Consider the following 22,573-nt stretch of genomic DNA (forward strand, 5'->3'; position numbering starts at 1 on the left):
TTCTTACTCCACAATATACCGGCCACGTTCGGCTACGGCTGCTTTCACTAAGTCAACAAATGCATCAATTGACATAGTACCTAAATTTTTCCCTGAACGAGTACGGACATTCACAGTCCCTTCCTCTACTTCTCGATCCCCAAGTACCAATAAGTATGGAATTCGTTCTAAAGTACGCTCACGAATCTTAAAGCCGATTTTCTCATTTCTCAAGTCTGAAATTGCACGAATGCCATTTTCTTTGAGTTTTGCAACCACATTTTCACACGCTGCTGCTTGAGAATCGGTAATATTCATGACACATGCTTGGATTGGAGCCAACCATGGTGGCATAAAGCCTGCGTAGTGTTCAATAAGTATACCAATAAAACGTTCAAAACTGCCAAGAATTGCACGATGAAGCATTACAGGATGGTCACGATCGTTATCTTCTGTTACATATGAAGCGTCTAAACGTAACGGTAAGTTAAAGTCACACTGAATTGTACCGCACTGCCAAATACGACCTAAACAATCCTTCAAGGAGAATTCAATCTTCGGACCATAGAATGCGCCTTCGCCTGGCTGCTCTTCCCATTCAAGACCTGCATTGTCTAAAGCATCTGCCAAAGACTTTTCTGCAACATCCCAAAGTTCATCAGCACCCACACGTTTTTCAGGACGTGTAGACAGTTTCATTTGCACTTCTTCAAAGCCAAAATCTTTATACACATCTAAAGTGAGTTTAATAAAGTCTGCGACTTCTTGACCAATTTGCTCAGTCGTACAGAAAATGTGTGCATCATCTTGGGTAAAGCCACGAACACGCATAATGCCGTGCAATGAACCTGACGGCTCGTTACGGTGACATGAACCAAACTCAGCCAAACGAATCGGTAAGTCACGATAAGATTTTAAACCTTGGTTGAAAACCTGTACATGACATGGGCAGTTCATGGGTTTCACTGCATAGTTACGACTCTCAGAGTGTGTCGTAAACATGTTTTCTGCATAGTTCGCTGCGTGACCTGATTTTTCCCAAAGCGTGAAATCAACAATTTGCGGTGTACGAATTTCTTCATAACCATTGTCTTGTTGAATTTTACGCATGTACTGTTCAAGTACTTGGTAAATCGTCCAACCATTGGCATGCCAGAACACCATACCTGGCGCTTCTTCTTGCATATGGAACAAATCTAAAGCTTTACCAATTTTACGATGGTCACGCTTTTCAGCTTCTTCAATACGTTTGATATAAGCTGCGAGTTCTTTTTTATCAGCCCAAGCCGTACCATAAATACGTTGAAGCTGCTCATTCTTCGCATCACCACGCCAGTAAGCACCAGAGATTTTAGTGAGTTTAAATGATTTTAAAAATTTAGTATTCGGTACATGTGGACCACGACACATGTCTAAATAATCTTGATGATAGTACAAGCCCATTTGAGTTTCTTCAGGCATGTCTGCGATCAAACGTAATTTATAATCTTCACTACGCTTGGTAAACTCTGCAATCACTTCATCACGTGGCGTCATTTTTTTGATGACATCATAGTCTTGATTGATGAGCTGTTTCATACGCTCTTCAATGGCTGCCATATCATCCAAAGTAAATGGACGTGGCATCCAGATGTCATAGTAGAAACCTTCTTCAATGACAGGACCAATCACCATTTTGGCTTCGGGGAATAGTTGTTTTACTGCATGCCCTACCAAGTGTGCGCATGAATGACGAATAATTTCAACACCTTCCTGATTTTTAGGGGTAATGATTTCCAGTGTTGCGTCTTCGGTAATTAAATCACTTGCATCGACGAGGCGACCATTTACCTTTCCTGCAACCGTATTTTTTGCAAGTCCAGGTCCGATACTTTGCGCAACTTCCATCACAGAAACTGCTTGGTCAAAACTTTTTTGATCGCCATTTGGCAATGTGATAATAGGCATAATTTAAAATCCTTAAGGAGTGATGCCCCGTACAATAGAGCATATCACCGCGAGATTATGATCGAGCGAAGCTCAAAAGATAAAATCGGTGGAACAAATAAAAAGTGTGGAAAATTTTACACCCTTCATTATATTTTATAAACCTTTGTAAGCTCGAAAGTTTAAAATCAAGCAAATAATGTTTATTTTTGAATTTTTATACAGATTTGATTTTAGAAAATCTAAAAATTATCATATTTTTAATAATTTTCAATCACTTAAAATAAAAATTATATTCATACACGCTAACATTTCAGCACAAATCTATGGTTTTTTAAACAGAAATAACAACTATAAAAATTAGACACATTGGTTCATTATTTTTAATTTTTTCAGCTCAATATAAAAAAATTAATTTTTCAATTTAAATAAAATTATTAAATATCAGCTCCTTAGAAAGATAAAATAAAATAATTTTTGTATTTGTTTCGCTAAAAAGCACTCGACTAAAGCAGTAATGATTTACGATACAGATATGCATATCTTTTAGGCATGGAATTAAAACAAATATTAAATGGAGTTAACTATGCTAAGCGCATACGATGAATTGCCACGCACACCTGCAAACTTTGTCGCATTATCCCCTTTGCGTTATTTAGAGCGTGCGGCATATATCTACCCACATCAAGATGCGATTGTTCATGGCGCACGGCATATTTCTTGGCGTGACACTTATATCCGTTGTCGCCAATTTGCACATCAATTACAAAATTTAGGCATTCAAAAAAATGATACTGTTTCGGTCTTATTGCCTAACATTCCAGCCATGGTTGAAGCACATTTTGCTGTGCCTATGGCAGGTGCAGTTTTAAATACCTTGAATACGCGTTTAGATGCTAAAACCATTGCATTTATGTTGGAACATGCTGAGACCAAAGTGCTTTTGGTAGATCCAGAGTTTGCAGCACTTGCCCAAGAAGCTGTGTCATTGGTTGAACAAAATATTTATATCATTGATGTCGCAGATGTTGAATATGAAGCTAATGACACCACCGCACGTATTGGACAAGTCGAATATGAAGACTGGCTCAAAGGCGGTGATGCAAATTTTGAATGGCATTTACCCAACGATGAATGGGATGCAATCAGCTTAAATTATACATCAGGCACAACAGGTAATCCAAAAGGTGTGGTTTATCATCATCGTGGGGCGTACATCAATGCAGCGAGTAATATCATTGCTTGTGGCATGACACCACGTTGTAAATATCTTTGGACATTACCTTTGTTTCACTGTAATGGCTGGTGTTTTGCATGGACCATTGCAGCCAACGGTGGAACCAATATTTGCTTGCGTAAAATCGATCCTGAATTGATTTATAAATTGATTGATCAATATAAAGTAGATTATTTCTGCGGCGCACCGATTGTATTGTCTATGCTCATCAATACACCGAAAGACAAACAAATTAAATTCGATCATCGTGTTGAAGTGATGGTCGCTGGTGCTGCACCACCGGCTGCGATCATTGAAGGCATGCATCATATTGGCGTGCAAGTAAATCATGTTTATGGTTTGACTGAAACCTATGGTCCATCTGCGCTATGTGCATCCCAAGCAGGCTGGAGTGAATTATCCATTCAAGAACAAGCGCAACTCCATTCGCGTCAAGGCGTACCGTATCCATTGCAAGATGGGATGCGTGTGCTTGATCCTGAAACCATGCAACCTGTACCCAACGATGGTACAACCATGGGAGAAATTATGTTCCGTGGTAACATCGTCATGAAAGGTTATTTGAAAAACCCTCTAGCGACTGAAGAAGCTTTCAAGGGGGGATGGTTCCATACGGGGGATCTAGCAGTTTGCCAACCTGATGGCTATGCAAAAATCATGGATCGCTCTAAAGATATTATCATTTCTGGTGGTGAGAATATTTCATCCTTGGAAGTTGAAGAAGTCCTTTATACTCATCCTGCGATTATGACCGCTGCTGTGGTTGCAAAACCTGATCCACGTTGGCAAGAAGTACCATGTGCTTTTATTGAATTAAAACAAGGAGCAACGACCACGCCAGAAGAAGTGATCGAGTTCTGTAAGCAGCATTTAGCTCGCTTTAAAGTGCCAAAAGATGTGGTCATTGGTGAAATTCCAAAAACATCCACAGGTAAGTTACAGAAATTTATTCTTCGTGACTGGGCAAAAGAGCGTTCTGTAGGTGAGTTTGGTTAATCCTTAAAATATCCCCTCTCCTTTTAGGAGAGGGCTAGGAAAAGGTAAAAATAAACGACCCACAAAAATTGCTCATCCATTGATCAATATAATTTTTTTATTATTTTAATCATTAATTTATCAACAGTTTCCCTTATATACGATAGATTACTTTATAGACTTCCTTAAACTCAATTTCCTCACAATTTAGATCATAGCTTTTTCATTTTGATAAAAATGTATATGACAGCCTACAAAATAAAAAAACGACCCACAAAAGGTCGTTCTTTATCATCAAACTTAGGTAAATAAAATTACTTTGCTCGCCCTTGCTCAGACAACAGTGCCACTTGCTGAACATAGTTTAAAAATTTCTGTTTAGATTCAGCCAATTCTTCTTCAGTTGCTTGTAACGATTTGTCACGATGAATACGAAGCACATGCTGACGCAATGAATGACTTTCTGCGGCATTATAAGACTTACAAAATTCTTTAATTGCAGGGTCGCGCTGTTCAATCATACGCTCTACCCAACGATCCAGTTGTGCAAGTTTTTTCGCACCTTGTTTTGGGGTCAAGTAAGATAAAATTATTGCCTCATCTTCATTGCGCAACAATTTACCAATACGCTGAAACTGGCGACGACGTGCTTCAAAGGATGTAATCAACTGTACATCAAGCAAGGCTTCGATTAAACGCTCTTCAACAGGCAAAGCCTCGATTTGTTTTTTAGACAACTCAGCCAGTTGCTCACCTAAAGCAGCCATACGTTGTACAGCTCTTTTCTGTTCTGATTTACTTGCACGCCCTTCTAAAGACTCAAAATCATCTTCAGTAAAACGTTGCGGACGACGTGCCACGATTATTCTGCCTCGTAAAATTTAGCTGCGAATAGTGCTTGAACTTCAGACAAAGCTTTTTCTTCATCTGCACCATCAATCACTAGACGTAAAGTAGTTCCTTTCCCTGCACCTAGCATGAGTAAAGAAAGAATATTCTTTGCATCCACCAATTTGTCACCTTTACCAATTTGAATGGATGAACGAAATTTAGTGGTCACTTCAATGAGTTTCCCAGATGCCCGTGCATGTAACCCTAATTTATTAATTACGTCAACAGTTGTGTCAATCATGACCAGTGCTTCATTTCTCTATGTAATACTTGAATCGTCCATTTCGACTGTAACGCATTTTTCAGTCGATCCACGATATAAACTGAACGGTGTTGCCCACCCGTGCAACCTATAGATACCGTAATATAATGGCGATGCCCCTCAGCAAAGGCTGGTAGCCATTTATTTAAAAACTCATAAATATCTTCATACATCTCATTGGCTTGCTGACTATCTTCTAAAAATTTCTTAACAGGTTCATCTAAACCTGAAAATTTACGAAGCTCTAAATCCCAATGCGGATTAGGCAAATGCCGCACATCAAAGACAAAATCAGCATCTAAAGGGATGCCATATTTATAACCAAAAGATTGTAAGATCAAAATTAGATTATCTGACTGCCCAAGTTTGGATAGTAATATATCTTTTAAATCATGTACGCTTTTATCAGAAGTATCAATATGTACTGTGGCACGTAATTGTATTGGAAGTAATAAATTTTTTTCTTCCTGAATACATTCATTCAAACTTTTAAAACGTGTAGATAATGGATGGGGTCGACGTGATGCGCTAAAACGAGAAATCAATTCTTGATCTCGTGTTGTAAGATAAATTACATCCACTTCACCATGTTTTTGCAACATTTGAAAAACATCATCAAACCCTTGTAAATCAGCTTGTGTACTGCGTACATCTACCCCCAAAGCCAATTGTTCTAAATTATTTTCTTTATCTAATTTTTCAACGATTTCGGGAAGCAATGCTAGAGGTAAATTATCAATACAGTAATAACCCAAATCTTCTAAAACCTGCAATGCAGATGATTTTCCTGATCCAGATTGTCCTGTCACGATAAGTATACGCTTCATGGCATGGCGACCCTAAGTTTTTTGTTTTAAGTAGAATGCTTAACCTGTAAATTATCGATTAAACGTGTTTTTCCAAGTTTTGCTGCGACAAACAATACTATATCTTGATCGAATTGACCAATTTTTTGTAACATTGGAGTACGTACTTCCACATAATCCACATCAAAACCAGCTTCAGTCAGTTGTTGACGAATATTCGACAGTACAACATCTAAGCTTTGCCCATTTTGCAATTGTTTTTCAGCCGCTTGCAAAGTTGCATACATACTTGGTGCAGTTGCACGCTCTTGTTCAGACAAATAACCATTACGAGAGCTTAATGCCAAACCATCTTCTGCACGAGTAATCGGCACACCGATCACTTCTATCGGCATATTCAAATCACGTACCAATTGCTTAATCACAGCCAATTGTTGATAATCTTTTTGCCCAAAAAATGCAAAATTTGGCTGTACGATATTAAACAACTTGGTCACAACAACCGCAACGCCATCAAAATGTCCCGGACGTTGTAAGCCACAAAGATCATTGGTAATTTCACTCACACTGATATTGGTCAAACGTGGTTGTTTGCCATACATTTGTTCTACAGAGGGTGCAAAAACAATATCACAGCCCACTTCAGCCAAAAGATGGCTGTCATGTTCTAAAGTACGTGGATAATTATCAAAATCTTCGTTTGGACCAAACTGGATTGGATTAACAAAAATACTCACCACCACTACATCACACAATTTACGTGCAGCACGCACCAGGTTTAAATGCCCTTCATGCAAATTCCCCATGGTTGGAACAAAACCAATAATTTTACGTGCTGCTCGAGCAGGATTTAATGATGCAGATAATCCTTGTATGGTAGTTTCAGTTTTCATATTTATAGCTCGACTTGGAAAGTATGTTCAGCCGCAGGGAAAGACTGATCTTGTACTGCTGCATGATAGGCTTTAAAGGCATCTATAATAGCTGTTTCCCCTGCTTGTTCTTTCATAAAATTACGGACAAAGCGTGCGACACGACCAAAAGTTAAACCTAACATGTCTTGAACGACAAGGACTTGACCATCAGTCTCTACACCTGCACCAATACCAATCACAGGAACTTCAGGGAATAATTCAGAAATTTCTTGTCCCAACTGCGCAGGAACACATTCAAGTAACAAAATTGCCGCCCCTGCTGCCACCACTGCTTTACAATCCGCAATCAGTTGGTCTGCTGCTTCACGGGTTTTTGCTTGTAATTTATAGCCACCAAACACATGCACAGACTGAGGTGTTAAACCCAAATGCACACATACAGGAATACCATTTCGTGTCAAAGTCTGCACTGTTTCAGCTAACCATTCACCGCCTTCGATTTTGACCATCTGCGCGCCAGCCTGCATGACCGTTTTAGCATTCACTAAGGCATCATTGAGTGTGGCATAACTCATAAAGGGTAAGTCACACAAAATAAATGAATGTTGATTACCACGGCGTACAGCAGCGGTATGATAGGCCATATCTGCAACACTAACAGGCAAAGTTGAATCATGACCTTGAATGGTCATCCCCAAAGAGTCACCAATTAAAATACTATCAATTTCAGCAACTTCCATGCCTTTTGCCATACTTGCATCATAGCAAGTTAAACATGAAAATTTACGTCCTTGCGTTTTAAATTTGCGTAAATCACTTAGACTAATCATGATGATATTCCTCTATTATGAAGAGTTCTTCTAGCGTTCAACGGGCTTAAATGTTTGCCCAATTGGTATCAGCTAAAACCGTTAAAGTTGAATGTTGTTGTAGTTCCAAGTTTTTCAAAGATTGACCTTTTACGCACAGTTCGGGGTCTAAATCTAACAATGGGATGACAACAAAATCTCGCTCTAAAATACCAACATGTGGCACAGTGAGTCGCTCATTTATAATGTTTTTTTCTGCATAAAGCAAAAGGTCTAAATCTAGCGTACGCTCTCCCCAACGACGTAAACGCACACGTCCAGCTTCATATTCAAAACGTTGCAATTCATCTAATAATTGCAGCGGTTCTAAGTCTGTGCACAATTGTACAACCGCATTATGATAGGGAGGTTGATCTTGTGGTCCCATCGGTGGGCTTTGATACAACTTAGACACTTTGACTTGTCCAAGACCACCAAGCTTTTGCACCGCTTCTCTTAAAATCTGCTGTGAATCACCCAAGTTACTTCCCAAGCCAATGTAGGTCATAGTACTCATTGGGTTGGTCCAAAAATTACGTTAGACAAATCACGTTGTACACGTTTTCGTTTTAAGATTGGATGGTCAGGATGAATACTATCCGTTTGATGAGAAACGACATTTGTCAGTGATTTTTTCTCTTCAACTGGCGCTTTTCTTGAACGACGACTGCGTGTTTCAGCTTCCTTTACCAAAGGTTCAATTTGTGCTGAAACTTTGCTTTCAACAGGTTCTTCTGTTGTTACTTTGCGACGATTTTTAGCACGTTGGCGATTATAACTACTGATTGCACGTTCTTTCTCATCGGTAGACATAGTTTGATATGCCTCCCACCAAGCGCCCATGCCTTGTGTCGATGGATCACCAGACTTTTCACGTAATAATAAGAAGTCAAAACCTGCCCTGAAACGAGCATGCCCTGAAAGTGCTTCAATTTGTTGTGGTTTCGGGTTAAGCAAACGAGTTTGCATTTCCCAGACTTCCCGAATAAATGTTTCAGCAAAACGTGGGATGATTGTGCGGGTCGCTTGGCGTTTTAACACATCCAAACCTGCTTGCGCACGAGCTTCCGCAGCCACGACACCTTTAGCTTGATAAAAATCACAACGGCGTAAAAAATTTTCCCACAATAGTACTGCATAGAAAAAAGCAGGATTAATGGTTTTACCTATCTGAATACGTTGATCTGTATTTTTTGCAGCACGCGCCATAAATGGCGTAATTTCAGTTTTTAAATCTGCAAAGAGTTGTTGCCAAATATCAAAATCAATCAACATGGGCATCACTTGACTGAGATGCCCCATGGTGAATAACTTTTGTGACTCATCATATAAACGATGCGGTGACACATCACGCAATAGTTGCGTCATTTCTAAGGTAAAAACCTCTAAAATCGCAGGATCAATATTAAAATTAAGCTTAGCTGCAAAACGCAATGTTCTTAGCATCCGCACTGGGTCTTCTTCAAAGCGCAGCGCAGGATCGCCAAGTAAGCGTAAAGTTTTACTTTTAATGTCATCCACTGCATTGCAAAAATCCAACACAATGCCCTTACGTGGTTGATAGTAAAGTGCATTGATTGAAAAATCTCGACGAGAAAAATCTTGCTCAATTGTTCCCCAATTATTATCACGCAAAATCATGCCAGCAGCAGAAGTAATGGCTTTTTTTGGGGGGGCACGGAAGGTTGCAACTTCAATCAGCTCACGCCCAGAGTAGACATGCGCCAACTCAAAACGACGACCAATAATTCGACAACGACGTCCAAAGACCTCTTTGACTTGAGATGGCGTTGCATTGGTCACAGCATCGTAATCTTTTGGGCTTTGACCCAACATCAAATCACGAACACCGCCACCGACGATATAAGCTTCATAGCCTGCTTTTGTTAAAGAATCAATAACATCTAAAATGGAAGAAGGTAATTGAGCGGTGGATAACCCACACTTTGACGCACGCAAAGTTTGCAAAAGACGCTGTCTCCTACGTCAGGACGTAAAAAAATGATTGTGCTAATGATATCTCTAACACAATCAAAGGGCAATTTGATTCTCTCAATCTTGCTTCAAATATTCAGTGAAAATTTGCAATTTAGAGCAACTTTTATTTTCAATAGCTCACTATAAAATAATCATTGCCCGATTCTTTTCTAACATTTTTGGACCAATACCTTTGACATTTTTTAGATCTTCGATATTTTTAAACTTTCCATTTTGTTGCCGATACTCCAAAATCGCTTGGGCTTTTTTTGCACCAACACCATTAAGTTGCTGTAATTGTTGCAGATCTGCTGTATTAACATTAACCTTTGCAGTAGATGAGCTTGTAGTACCCATTGTAACTGTTTGCTTAGCGTTAGGCTCTAGTGTGGGTTTACCTAAATAATAATTTGGGTCATTACCTTTTAAACGAGCGTCTTGAGCTTGTTGTTGCGCTTTCCATTGTAGATAACGTTGATCAAATTTTTCAGCATGTCCTTGAATCGACATACTGAAAAATAGCAATCCAATTAAAAATGAAAAATATATCTTAAGTGTGTGTTTGTAAGGTTTGTTGTTCATACATAGCCTGTTGTTTTAAATGTATTTTGGCTTGCTCCCATAGTTGATCTAATTGTTCTAAGTTCATCTGTTCTAATCTTTTATCTTGTTGTAATACTTGATCTTCTATAAAAGCAAAACGCTTTTTAAATTTATGAATGGTACCCAGTAATGCCATTTCACTGGAGATTCCTAGTTTACGCCCGACATTGATCAAAGAAAATAAACAATCTCCAAATTCATCTCGTATTTCATCGGATTTATTAGCAGTAACTGCATCCTCAAATTCAGCCAACTCCTCTTTCACTTTGGCATAAGCGTCTGCCGCATTAGGAAAATCAAAACCAATTTTAGCTACATTTTTTTGAATATTTTCAGCTTGTACTAAAGCTGGAGCATGCTTCACCTCATCCAACCGAGACTGTGCTTTGCCTTGTTTTTCTTGTTGTTTAATGGCTTGCCAAAGCTCAGAAACACCTTCAGGTGTTAGATCATTAATCTTTTCTTTTTCAAAAACATGTGGATGCCGACGAATCAGTTTTTGACAAATCGCTTCTACCACATCATTAAAATCAAAAGCACCTTGTTCACTATACATTTGTGACTGAAATACCACCTGCAACAGTAGATCACCTAACTCATCACGCACATCATCCACATTGCCTGAGCGCACTGCTGCCTCAACTTCGTAGGCTTCCTCTATGGCGTATTTAGTCAAAGACTCAGGAGTTTGTTCACGATCCCAAGGACATTCTTGACGTAACTGCTGCATGATATTGAGTAACTTTTCCATAAAATGTCCCATTTCTAACACAATAATTTCAATGACGATCTAGACTTGTCAGCGTTAAGTATTTTATGTTCAACTGAGTTGAGATTGATACGTTTAAAACAAAAAGGATACCCTATGCGCCAAAGTATTTTTATTAGTGGTGCAGCTCAAGGAATTGGTGCTGCGATTGCCCGACTATTTTACCAACAGGGTTATAACGTGGGTATTTATGACATTAATGAAACTGCAGCACAGCATTTAGCAGCACAGTTAGGGGAAAATGCCAAAGCTGGTCGTCTGGACGTTGCGCAATATTCGGACTGGCAAACTGCGCTCAACGAGTTTGTTGTATGGGCAGGCGAACTTAATGTTTTAGTCAATAATGCAGGGATTTTATACTCAGGTGCTTTTGAAAAAACCGAGATCATAGCCCATCATCGTACCATCGATATTAATGTCAAAGGGGTGCTCAATGGTTGTCATGTCGCTTTACCTTTTTTGAAAAAATCCTCTTTTGCACGCATCATTAATCTTTCTTCTGCTTCTGCAATCTACGGTCAAGCCGATCTTATCTCTTATTCTGCCAGCAAATTTGCAGTACGTGGCATTACGGAAGGTTTGGATATTGAATGGCAAAAATACGGCATTCGTGTTTTAGACGTTATGCCGTTATTTGTACAAACCGCAATGGTCAAAGATATGGATGCAGGCACGATTCAAAATATTGGTGTAGATCTAAAACCGCAAGATATTGCGGATGAAGTTTTTAACTTGGTAAACAGTAAGGGGACGATTTTCACCCAAACACATCATCCTATTGGCTTGAAAACCAAAATCATGTATCAGCTTTCAACGATCAGCCCACAAATCCTCAATCGTTTAAGCAATATGCTTTTAAGTCGGAAATAAAAAATTAACTACCCTCTCTGCCAATAAAAAACCTGCATTTTGCAGGTTTTTTTTATCTTCAATCTAATTGCCTTGAACCAAACGTCTTGCGCTGATAATACCAGGCTGCTGCTCTAAACGTGCCAACAATCGAGACAGCTGTGCCAATCCTTTTACCTCAATCAAAAGCTTCATATTGGCAATACCATCTGCTTCTGAAATCGTATTGACCTGACGAATATTGATTTGATCAGAAAAAATCACCTGAGTTAAATCTTTCAACAAACCACGACGATCATAAGCTTCTACTACGATTTGTACACTTTGACCCCGTGTCGGTTGCATTTCCCAATCTGCTTCTACTGCACGATCAGGTTCTAAACCGATCATTCGCATATAATCAGGACATGCAACTTTATGAATACTGACCCCACGATTTAAGGTGATATAACCTGCAATCGACTCACCATGTACAGGTTGACAACATTGTGCAATATGTAGCTCGACATTATCCAAACCATCAATCAAAATACCATGTGCAGACAAAGTATGACTGGCACGTGGATTTAACGTCGGTTTTAACACCAGTTCAGGTTCGTCCTGATCTAAATGCATATGACGATTAACTTGGTTAATCATGGCATGCAGGCTAATCTCCCCACTCACCAATGCCACCAAAATATCATCCCCTGTTTTGACATTAAAATGATTACAATAATCATTTAAATCAATACTTTTCGGATGAATCGCCAAGCGAGAAAGTTCTTTATTTAAAATTTCTCGACCAACTTCCAAGTTCTTACTGCGATCTTGCTGTCTAAACCAGTGACGTAACTTGTCACGCGCACGGGCAGTCTTGATATAACCTAAAGAGTTTACCAACCAATCACGATTTGGTTCACGGTCTTTCTTGGTTAAAATCTCAACCTGCTCACCTGTTTTTAAAGTATAGGTAAGTGGTACATAACGTTGGTTAACACGTGCTGCATAGCATTTATTTCCCACTTCGGTATGCACATGATAAGCAAAATCTAAAACTGTTGAACCGCGAGGTAATTCTTTAATATCCCCATCACGACTAAACACATAGATTTTTTCAAAGCCTTCAAAATCTTGAATATGTTCAAAATCTTCTGTTTCATCTTCATTTGGATGCACATTGGCATCATTTCGCTCCTGATAATGCTCAAGAACTGAACGCAAGGAATGTAAACGGTGATTAAATGAATAATCGGTGTTTTTAGAGCCTTCTTTATAGTTAAAGTGCGAACATACACCAAGCTCTGCTTCTTCATGCATCTCTATGGTACGAATTTGTATTTCAAGAGACTTATTTTCAGCGATCACAGCGGTATGTAATGAGCGATAACCATTGGCTTTAGGGTTGGTAATATAGTCATCAAACTGATGCGGAATATGTCGCCAAATTTGATGAACGATACCTAAAGCGTGATAACACTCAGGAACACTATTGACCAACACACGCACTGCACGAATATCATAAAGTTGATCAAAGCTCAGGTTTTTACTCTTCATCTTGCGATAAATCGAGTAAATATGCTTCACTCGTCCTGAAATTTCTGCATAAATATCATGTGCAGCCAATTCATCTTTGAGCTTTTCAACGACAAACTGGATATATTGCTCACGTTCCAAACGTTTTTCATTGAGCAAAGAGGCAATTTCTTTATAACGTTCAGGCGCTAAATAACGGAAAGCGAGATCCTCAAGCTCCCATTTTAACTGTGCAATGCCTAAACGATGCGCTAAAGGTGAATAAATCGTTAAAATTTCACGTGCAACACGCTCTTGACGTTCTTTGGGTGATTTTGCCAATTCACGCAAAGCATACGTACGCTCTGCCAATTTAATCAACACAACACGTACATCTTCAGTCACAGAAATCAGCATTTTATAAATGCCTGACAAATGCTCACGTTGATTATTATTAAAATGATCTTCTAAACGCTTATTTTTCTCAATCAGTTCAGACAGCTTCCCCATTGCCAAAGTACCTTTGACAAGATTATACACCTGCTCTCCAAAATGTGTTTTGATCTCTTCAAGCGTGATGATTCCCTCACGCACACTTCGATATAAAACCGCAGCAGAAAGCGTGTCTTCATCGACATGCAAATGTGCCAAAATATCTGCCATGCCAATACCCGTTGCAAAGGTATTGACTCGGCTATCTGCCATGCTTGCTAATTCTTTTTGTAAAACCAACTGAGCAACTTCTTCAAGCTGATTAAGCGCCGCACCGTCTAAAATTCCACGCACACGATCTAACCAAGTGGCTAAAGCCTGCTGCGCTTCTACGGCATGTTCTACAGTCGCTTCCTCTGACAACTCATTTAGCTGTTCTGGAAGCTGTTCACGTACTGTGACCATACCCTTCTCCCGTAAATATACAGTTCATTATAAATCGTTTATCTCTACATTCTTTTCAAATAAAGCAATGGATTCGACATGACCTGTATGTGTGAACATATCCATCACCCCTGCTTTTTTCAATTGATAGCCGTGTTGCACTAAAATTCCAGCATCTCTTGCCAAAGTAGCAGGATTACAAGACACATAAACGATTTTTTTTGCACCAAAATTAGGCACATAATGCATAACTTGTTCCGCCCCAGTTCGAGGTGGGTCTATCAATAATGCATCAAATCCTTGATTTGCCCAAGAATATTGAGAAAAATCTTTTGTTAAATCTTGTGCGTAGAAAGTAACATTAGTTATGCAATTTTTCAGTGCGTTTTCTGTACCTCGCCGAACCATTTCTTTACTGCCTTCTACTGCGATAACGCTTCCAGTGATGCCGACTTTTTTAGCAAGTGGTAAAGAAAAATTCCCTAAACCACAAAATAAGTCTAAGACTCGGTCACCTTCTTTTAAATCTAGCAATTCACATGCCAAACTGACCATCTGTGGATTTACACTCGGATTAACCTGCGTAAAATCCGTAGGATTAAAGGTAAACTCAACATCAAAGTCAGAAAGTCGATAATGCAAATGCATACTCGCCTTAGGATCATCAACACGATGTAAACTGTCACTGCCTGCAGGCTGAAAATACAATTGCCATTGTTTCTGTAACGCAAATTGTTGAAATCGGTTGACATCTTGTGCTGACAAATTTGCTGTATGACGAATTAATAACGCAACTTCTGTATCGCCTTTGGCTAATTCTATATGACCAATATCTGCTTTGCCTGTTAGACTTTCGAGTAACTGACGCAGTTCAGGTAAGGCTTGATCCAATTCTTGATCTAAAATTTTACACGTTTGAATATCTACGAGATGATTGGTTTGTGCCTCACGAAAACCCATCAACAATTGTTTACTTTTAGGAAAATAACGCACGCCAATACGGGCTTTATGACGATAATCTTGTTTTAAAGAGCGAATGGGGGTTAACCATTGTTGCGGTTCTAAACCTGCAAAATGACTAAAATGTGACTTTAAAACGTCTTGTTTAAAACCAATTTGCGCATCTGGATGTAGATGCTGCAAGTTACAACCGCCACACACCCCAAAATGTGGACAAATCGGTTGAATACGTTGCGGATGCGGTTCACTTAGAAGCTGAAGACTATCAGCTTCTTCGAGTTTAGCGACTTGGCGGGTAATTTGTGCTTTAACAGTTTCACCGGGTAAAGCAAAGCGAATAAAAACACTTTTACCTTGCTTTTCTGTAGGATGATTTGAATCATGACTATAGCGTGCTATACCTCGCCCTTCATGTGAAAGTCTCTCAACCTTAAAAGCATATTGTGGAAGTTGAGATGGACGAGGTTTAGCGCGATGTTTCAAAGGAATAACCTAATTTGCAGTGGAGGGAAAATCTTTGGCACTGAATGCAGTTTTTTGTGACGTTTCACGCCAAATCTGCAAAAACTCAGCTTGTTGGGGTTGACCTTGTAAATAATGAATACTGGCTTGAATCCAAAGTTGATGATCTGATAAAGAAATCTGACCTTTAAGTAAACTCCAACGTAAAAAAATCAGCCATGTATTTAACACATCACCTTCGCAATAGCTGGTCAACTTCAACCACTGCTCGGTTTTGACATACTCAGGAACAAAATATCCTTTGATGCCACGTTTACCCGGAAAACCAAGTAAATGCGCAATATCGTCTAATTTCTGGAAATGCCGACCATTAAACATCGCCATCACATCCATCAGATCAACATGTCGATGGTGATAACGATTTTGATAGTTATTATACCGTTTTTGTGTGTCAATCTCACCTTGATCGAACAAACTTGGTGCAGATAAACCATGATACATAGCACGGAACAAAATCACAGGCAAATCAAACTGTGAACCATTCCAACTCACTAAGGTTGGATGACGTTTATCAAAGATCGAAAGGAATTTAGTTAAAATTTCTGCTTCAGAAAAATGCTCTCGGCTAAATGAAAACAACTTCATCGCACCACTTTCATCAATCCATAAGCCTGAGATACAGACAATTTCGTGCAGGGGTAAACGTTGAAAATCCGTGCCTGCTTCTTGACGTCGGATTTTCATTAACGCTTGTTCTAAATCATCTTCAGGTAAATCTAACCCGTACAAATGTGCACCCGATTGGTGATCAGTCAATGTTTCAATATCAAAAACAAGTACGGGAAAACGCATAACTAAGATTTCTCTAAAAGACTTTGACTATTTTACACATTAACCTGCTTCTTTTCAGTGAAGCAATGCCCTATATAAAATAATTGCAAGGGCTTATAAAAAGTTTAATCCTCTACTGAAAATAAGCCTGTCGACAAATAACGATCACCACGATCACATACGATACAGACGATCACGGCTTCAGGATTTTCTTCAGCGATTTTAATCGAAGCCCACACCGCACCACCCGATGAGGTTCCTGCACTGATGCCTTCTTGACGTGCCAACGTACGTGCAGTTTTTTCAGCTTCGATTTGTGGAATATCCATGATGCGATCAACACGTGATGGATCAAAGATCGTTGGTAAATACTCTTGTGGCCAACGACGAATCCCTGCGATATTTGAACCTTCAGAGGGCTGTAAACCAATGATTTGAATTTCTGGATTTTGTTCTTTTAAATATTTTGAAATCCCCATAATTGTGCCAGTCGTTCCCATAGCACTCACAAAATGGGTAATTTTACCGCCCGTTTGCTGCCAAATTTCTGGACCAGTGGTCAGATAATGTGCTTCAACATTATCAGGATTACCAAACTGATTTAAAACTAAACCTTGTCCTTCTTGTTGCATTTGTAAAGCCATATCACGCGCTTCTTCCATGCTTGCAGCTTCGATCAACTCTGCACCATACGCACGCATCGCATCTTTACGTTCTTGGCTCGATGCAGCAGGCATAATCAAACGCATATTGTAACCACGCATAGCAGCCACCATCGCCAAGGCAATGCCTGTATTTCCACTGGTCGCTTCAATCAAGGTATCACCTGGCTGAATTTGACCACGTTTTTCAGCTTGCATAATCATGTTATATGCAGGACGATCTTTAACAGAACCTGCTGGATTATTGCCCTCAAGTTTTGCCAGTACGGTTGCTTGAGTATGATTTGCCAATCGCTGCAAACGCACCAAAGGCGTTTTTCCGACATAATGGTCAAGCAAAAAATCATCAGTGAAAAAATCAGGTTGTGTGTTACGCATGTGTTGCACCTATATTGAGGTGGACATATTGTATGAAAAAATAAAACACCCTGCACAGCTTTCTATTTGTTTTTGAATGAAAATGCGCAAACTGAATTCATAAATTCCGTTTGCATATTTGTTTTTTCATTTATTTGCTAAATAAAATGAAATACATAGAAAATACAAATCATGCTTAGAATTAGAAATGATAAGTTTATCTCTAAAACAGCTTAGTTGATTTCCACAGGCATTTGTTTAATCCTTTCAGGCAAAATATCCAGTCCTGATTAAAGCATGCTAATATTCCTGCTACGGGGAAGGTCTGGCTTGATGCATGTCAAATTTTAATAAAAAGCTGTTTAAACGTCTAAAACTCAATCACGCTTATGGACAGTTAATTGCGTTGATTTTTGTACCCATCACAATTTTAGCTTGTGCAGGGGCGCTGTTGGTGATGAAAGAAACCTCTTCGGCAGCCAAGTCCAATCAACGTTATGCCGCAATTGCGATCTTAAGCCGCTACCAAACCACGGCTGAACAACTGCTCAAGTTGGTACAATCAGACCCACAACAAAAACAACATGCTGAAACTATTTTGCAGCATATTTTTAATGAAAAATATTTGATTCGTGCCGCAATAATTTCATCAAATAATGAAATCTTATTAAATATTGGCTATCAAAGTAAAAAAGCCTGGCCTACTGCACCGAAACAAGGAACTTTTGTAGGACCTTTATCAGCACAATACAATAATATTTATGCCATTCACCTACAAAACACCCAATCAAAAATGCCGATTTGGTTCATGATTGAACTGGATAATCAACCTTTAGAAATCGCACATTATCGCGTCATGATCGTGCTGATTACCACAGGATTATTTACGCTACTTTTATTGTTATTGTGTCTAAATTTCTATTCTCGTCGTTGGATTGCGCCCATGTACGAGATTCGCATGCAATTACAACGTTTAAATGCCGATACACTTGATCAACACATGGTCATTAACAGCACAGGCGAGTTACGTTTACTGCAACGTGACATTGCCAATGTAGTCAAACGTCTGCATTTTAGTTTTTTAGAACTCAAAGAACATACTGAGCAAACTGAGGATGATTTAAGACGGACATTGGATACCTTAGAAGTGCAAAATATCACCTACAAACAAGCCCGTGACCAAGCGATTTCATCGAACCAAGCAAAATCGGTATTTTTAGCCAATATCAGTCATGAACTACGCACCCCTTTGAACAGTATTGATGGTTTTATTCATTTATTGCTTAGACAAGATAATCTCAGCAATGACCAAAGCTTATATTTACAAACCATTCGTAAATCTTCAGCGCATTTACTGGCTTTAATTAACGATGTTTTAGACTTTTCTAAAATTGATGCAGGTAAATTAGAACTTGAAACGGCACCTTTTGATTTAGAAGAAGCCATTTTTGATGTGATGGATATGCTGTCACCTTTGGCTGCACAAAAGCAGATTGAAATGGCATTTTACTACGCAGATAACGTGCCGAAATATGTCGTGGGTGACGTATTACGCTTTAAACAAATTCTGACCAATCTTATTTCCAATGCGATTAAGTTTACGCCTGATGGCGAAATTATCGTTCGTGTCCGTATGGAACATGATGATATTGGGCAATGTTTATTGCACTTTAGTGTACAAGACAGTGGCATCGGTTTAAGTGGTACAGATCGCAAAAAATTATTTGAATCATTCTCTCAAGGGGATGCTTCGGTTACACGTCAGTTCGGGGGTACTGGTTTAGGACTGGCTATTTCCAAACAGCTTGTCAACTTGATGCAAGGTCAAATCGGCTTTGAAGACAATCAGGAACGTGCCCCGACAGAAAAAGGTTCCACCTTCTGGTTCACTGCAACGTTCTCTGTGGATGAAGATGAAGAAATCGTCCATCCAGTCTTTAGTGATATGCATGTAGTGTCTTATTTGGCACATCCTGCAACAGCCAATGTACTTCGTCATTATCTTGAAGACTATCAAGTCAGCCACACCGAAACACAGTCGATTTTAGATTTATTCAGTCGACTCAACAGCCTCAATCAGTTGCCTGAAAATACGTGGTTAATTGTAGATCATAGTGGTGATACGGAAGCATTACTCAAAGAAATACGAGGACGTTATCAAGGTAATTTAGCGGTGTACGGTTATCAAATGTCATTAGAGCCAAATATGCTCAATGAATATCGTGCTCGTCCGCTATATCAGCCTTTAAGCCGTACTGGCGTGATTCAATTATTGAGCAATCAGCCAATTTTTGAACCTGAGCAACATCAGGACTTTAAAGCACGCAATCTGCATGTCTTGGCAGTCGATGACCATTTACCGAACTTGATCGTACTCGAAGCTTTACTCGGTGAACTAAACGTTAAAACTACCAAAGCCCAAAGCGGTCAAGAAGCCTTAACCATTATTCAGCAACGTATTGAACAAGGTTTAAAACCCCATGATTTAGTGTTTATGGACATTCAAATGCCCGTGATGTCAGGGATTGATACTACACGTGCAATTCGTTCTTTAGAGTCAACTCTAGATGGCATGCGTATGCCGATCATTGCGCTGACTGCACATGCACTGGCAGATGAAAAACAGAAATTACTCAAGGTTGGGATGGATGACTATGTCACTAAACCGATTCAAATTGATCAATTAATTCAAATCCTAACACAGTGGACATCTGATAATTTTGTTCAACTACAACACTCTACTGAAAATACAGTCTTTGTTGATGCACTTGATCCTGAAATTTTAGACTGGAAACAAAGTTTAGCTTTGGCAGCCAATAAAGAAGACTTGGCACAAGATTTATTAAAAATGTTGGTGGATAGTTTTGCCGATGAGCTAGAAGAAATTTCACAATTAATTGAACTCGAAGATTTCCCACAACTTGAACATGTTTTACACCGCTTATATGGTGCAACACGTTATGTCGGCACACCAAAATTACAACAAGCAACAGGCGAGTTTGAACAGTTTGTTTCAACTTTAAGAAAAGAACGTCGCAAAGCAGATGAAGCATTTATCCAAGAAGTTTTGCAACGTTTAGACCATTTGCAATTGGTCATTCATGAAGTAGAGTCCGCAGCGCAGCAAATCTTAAATCACTAATATTCAATAGCCCTGAGTCGATATCATAATTTTCTGTGACTGTACTGTCACGCGCGCATGACATGCACATGCTATGCTGAACAGCAAATCAAATAAGAGTAACAACCATGTCACTATTACGCATTGAAAAACAAAATGGCATCGCAACCGTTTATCTCAACCGCCCTGAAAAACGCAATGCGATGAGCTTTGCATTACTCAAAGAATTGGTCATGACGGCAAAAAAAATCAAAAAAGATCGCAGTATTCGTTGCGTTATTTTAACAGGCGAAGCCAATGTATTTAGCGCAGGTATTGATTTAGCAGATCTCAATAGTCCTAAAAATACCGCTTTCGCTGCATGGGAATTACTAAAACCCGGACAAAGCCTATTTCAAAAAGCGTTTTTAATTTGGCAAGAACTCCCAATTCCTGTCATCGCAGCCCTAGAAGGTTTTTGCTTTGGTGCAGGCATGCAATTGGCACTTGCAGCAGATATTCGCATTGCTCACCCAGACACCAAAATGTCAATTATGGAGAGTCGTTGGGGCTTGGTACCAGATATGGGGTTATCTCGCTCAATCAAGGGAGTAATCGGTTTGGATTTAGCCAAAGAATTAACCTTAACTGCACGTATTTTTGATGGCAATTATGCCAAAGACATTGGCTTAGTCACCCATGTCGATACAGCACCGCTAGAAAAAGCCCAACAAATCGCAGCAGAAATGTTACAACGCTCACCTGATGCCCTCATGGCAGCCAAGCAAGTACTCGATGCAATGGAACATGCACCTAAAAAATCATTACGTCTTGAAAAAATTTGGCAACTCAAGTTACTGTTAGGCAAAAATAGTCAATTGGCACGTAAAAAGGATAAAAATCCTGACATTGAATTTTTACCTCGCCAATTTAAATAATTTACAAGGAATGGTTTGAGATCGCGATGATGAGTTTTGATCGTAATACTAAAATTGCATTTTTAGGTATGGGTTTGATGGGCAGCCGCATGGCAACCCGTTTAATCCAAGCAGGCTATCAAGTTGCTGTATGGAATCGTACAGCAAGCGCATGTGAGCCTTTGATTGATTTAGGCGCACATGCGCTTCAACTGGAAAATATTGCAGATTATCCTGTCATTCTAAGCTGTCTTGCAGATGATACTGCTGTACAAAATGTCTTTGATCTTATTGCTGCATATCTCAAACCTGAACAGATAATCGTGGATTTTTCTAGTTTGTCTGTGGATAAAACCCTTTCACTTGCGGATAAATCTCAACAGTTGGGTGTTACTTGGATTGACTCTCCTGTTTCAGGCGGCACAGTAGGAGCAGAAAATGGCACGTTGGTTATCTTTGCAGGGGGAAATGCTGAAAGCATCAATCGTTTAAGCTTAATCTACAATGTTCTTTCGCAGCGTGTTACACGTATGGGCGACTCAGGCACAGGACAAGCCACTAAAATCTGTAATCAACTGATTGTGGCAGCAAATAGTACGCTGATCGCTGAAGCTGTCGCACTGGCGCAACAAGCGGGTGTGGATACCACACTACTTGCCCCTGCATTGGCAGGTGGTTTTGCCGACTCTAAACCATTCCAGATTTTAACGCCTCGTATGGCATCACATAATTTCGAACCTGTACAATGGAAAGTGCAAACCTTAGCTAAAGATTTAAACAATGCAGTGGTTTTGGCAGAAAAATTCCAACTTGATATTCCCGTTGCAAAAAAAGCACTTTCGCAATTGCAAGTCCACCAAAACAATGGTTATGCTGATTCAGACTTAGCAACCGTGATCAAACACGTTGAAATTTAA

General features: G+C 39.4%; 19 protein-coding genes. 5 read left to right on the plus strand and 14 right to left on the minus strand.

The window, feature by feature from the left end; all coding sequences use genetic code 11:
* Nucleotides 1-3: 3 nt before the first annotated feature.
* A complete protein-coding gene (gene thrS, locus DJ533_RS15695; protein ID WP_065994391.1) occupies nucleotides 4-1,926 on the minus strand; it encodes a threonine--tRNA ligase in 1,923 nt (640 codons plus the stop codon).
* A 565-nt stretch (nucleotides 1,927-2,491) separates the two neighbouring features.
* Here thrS and DJ533_RS15700 point away from each other — a divergent pair.
* A complete protein-coding gene (locus DJ533_RS15700) occupies nucleotides 2,492-4,138 on the plus strand; it encodes an acyl-CoA synthetase (RefSeq protein ID WP_065994390.1) in 1,647 nt (548 codons plus the stop codon).
* A gap of 293 nt (nucleotides 4,139-4,431) precedes the next feature.
* Here DJ533_RS15700 and yjgA read toward each other — a convergent pair whose 3' ends face one another.
* The 9 genes from yjgA to mazG all read right to left on the minus strand — a co-directional run bounded on the left by yjgA (nucleotide 4,432) and on the right by mazG (nucleotide 11,130).
* Nucleotides 4,432-4,977, minus strand: coding sequence for a ribosome biogenesis factor YjgA (yjgA, locus tag DJ533_RS15705; protein WP_065994389.1), 546 nt, complete (start codon nucleotides 4,975-4,977; stop codon nucleotides 4,432-4,434).
* A gap of 2 nt (nucleotides 4,978-4,979) precedes the next feature.
* Entirely contained in the window at nucleotides 4,980-5,249 is a 270-nt protein-coding gene (locus DJ533_RS15710) for an HPr family phosphocarrier protein (RefSeq protein ID WP_065994388.1), read from the minus strand.
* A complete protein-coding gene (rapZ, locus tag DJ533_RS15715; protein ID WP_065994387.1) occupies nucleotides 5,246-6,097 on the minus strand; it encodes an RNase adapter RapZ in 852 nt (283 codons plus the stop codon). The genes DJ533_RS15710 and rapZ overlap by 4 nt, the downstream gene beginning before the upstream one ends.
* Nucleotides 6,098-6,123: 26 nt before the next feature.
* On the minus strand, nucleotides 6,124-6,969 hold the full coding sequence (panC, locus tag DJ533_RS15720; RefSeq protein WP_065994386.1) for a pantoate--beta-alanine ligase: 846 nt from the start codon (nucleotides 6,967-6,969) through the stop codon (nucleotides 6,124-6,126).
* A 2-nt stretch (nucleotides 6,970-6,971) separates the two neighbouring features.
* A complete protein-coding gene (panB, locus tag DJ533_RS15725; RefSeq protein ID WP_065994385.1) occupies nucleotides 6,972-7,781 on the minus strand; it encodes a 3-methyl-2-oxobutanoate hydroxymethyltransferase in 810 nt (269 codons plus the stop codon).
* Nucleotides 7,782-7,827: 46 nt separating this feature from the next.
* Nucleotides 7,828-8,316 (minus strand): 2-amino-4-hydroxy-6-hydroxymethyldihydropteridine diphosphokinase, encoded by a 489-nt coding sequence (gene folK / locus DJ533_RS15730; protein ID WP_065994384.1) that lies wholly within the window; start codon nucleotides 8,314-8,316, stop codon nucleotides 7,828-7,830.
* The gene (gene pcnB, locus DJ533_RS15735) at nucleotides 8,313-9,767 is read right to left on the minus strand and encodes a polynucleotide adenylyltransferase PcnB (protein WP_065994383.1); all 1,455 of its coding nucleotides are present in this window, start codon (nucleotides 9,765-9,767) and stop codon (nucleotides 8,313-8,315) included. The genes folK and pcnB overlap by 4 nt, the downstream gene beginning before the upstream one ends.
* A 150-nt stretch (nucleotides 9,768-9,917) precedes the next feature.
* Entirely contained in the window at nucleotides 9,918-10,286 is a 369-nt protein-coding gene (locus tag DJ533_RS15740) for a ComEA family DNA-binding protein (protein ID WP_228716490.1), read from the minus strand.
* 40 nt (nucleotides 10,287-10,326) lie between these two features.
* Nucleotides 10,327-11,130 (minus strand): nucleoside triphosphate pyrophosphohydrolase, encoded by an 804-nt coding sequence (gene mazG / locus DJ533_RS15745; protein ID WP_065994381.1) that lies wholly within the window; start codon nucleotides 11,128-11,130, stop codon nucleotides 10,327-10,329.
* Between the two features lie 114 nt (nucleotides 11,131-11,244).
* Here mazG and DJ533_RS15750 point away from each other — a divergent pair, with 114 nt between their 5' ends.
* Entirely contained in the window at nucleotides 11,245-12,018 is a 774-nt protein-coding gene (locus tag DJ533_RS15750; protein ID WP_065994380.1) for an SDR family oxidoreductase, read from the plus strand.
* 63 nt (nucleotides 12,019-12,081) lie between these two features.
* Here DJ533_RS15750 and DJ533_RS15755 read toward each other — a convergent pair whose 3' ends face one another.
* From DJ533_RS15755 to cysM, 4 genes are all read right to left on the minus strand, one after another.
* Complete coding sequence (locus tag DJ533_RS15755) at nucleotides 12,082-14,388, minus strand: RelA/SpoT family protein (protein WP_065994379.1); 2,307 nt, start codon at nucleotides 14,386-14,388, stop codon at nucleotides 12,082-12,084.
* A gap of 27 nt (nucleotides 14,389-14,415) precedes the next feature.
* The gene (rlmD, locus tag DJ533_RS15760; protein ID WP_065994378.1) at nucleotides 14,416-15,810 is read right to left on the minus strand and encodes a 23S rRNA (uracil(1939)-C(5))-methyltransferase RlmD; all 1,395 of its coding nucleotides are present in this window, start codon (nucleotides 15,808-15,810) and stop codon (nucleotides 14,416-14,418) included.
* A 9-nt stretch (nucleotides 15,811-15,819) separates the two neighbouring features.
* Nucleotides 15,820-16,641, minus strand: coding sequence for a 3'-5' exonuclease (locus DJ533_RS15765; RefSeq protein WP_065994377.1), 822 nt, complete (start codon nucleotides 16,639-16,641; stop codon nucleotides 15,820-15,822).
* Nucleotides 16,642-16,745: 104 nt separating this feature from the next.
* Nucleotides 16,746-17,660 (minus strand): cysteine synthase CysM, encoded by a 915-nt coding sequence (gene cysM / locus DJ533_RS15770; RefSeq protein WP_065994376.1) that lies wholly within the window; start codon nucleotides 17,658-17,660, stop codon nucleotides 16,746-16,748.
* 316 nt (nucleotides 17,661-17,976) lie between these two features.
* Here cysM and DJ533_RS15775 point away from each other — a divergent pair, with 316 nt between their 5' ends.
* From DJ533_RS15775 to DJ533_RS15785, 3 genes are all read left to right on the plus strand, one after another.
* On the plus strand, nucleotides 17,977-20,781 hold the full coding sequence (locus tag DJ533_RS15775; protein ID WP_065994375.1) for a GacS-like sensor histidine kinase: 2,805 nt from the start codon (nucleotides 17,977-17,979) through the stop codon (nucleotides 20,779-20,781).
* 107 nt (nucleotides 20,782-20,888) lie between these two features.
* Nucleotides 20,889-21,677 carry a crotonase/enoyl-CoA hydratase family protein gene (locus DJ533_RS15780; protein WP_065994374.1) on the plus strand — a complete coding sequence of 263 codons (789 nt, stop codon included), beginning with the start codon at nucleotides 20,889-20,891 and terminating at the stop codon, nucleotides 21,675-21,677.
* A gap of 29 nt (nucleotides 21,678-21,706) precedes the next feature.
* Nucleotides 21,707-22,573: an NAD(P)-dependent oxidoreductase gene (locus DJ533_RS15785; RefSeq protein WP_065994465.1), complete on the plus strand. Its 867-nt coding sequence runs from the start codon at nucleotides 21,707-21,709 to the stop codon at nucleotides 22,571-22,573.

This window comes from Acinetobacter defluvii (assembly GCF_001704615.3).
In the GTDB taxonomy this organism is placed as follows: Bacteria; Pseudomonadota; Gammaproteobacteria; order Pseudomonadales; family Moraxellaceae; genus Acinetobacter; species Acinetobacter defluvii.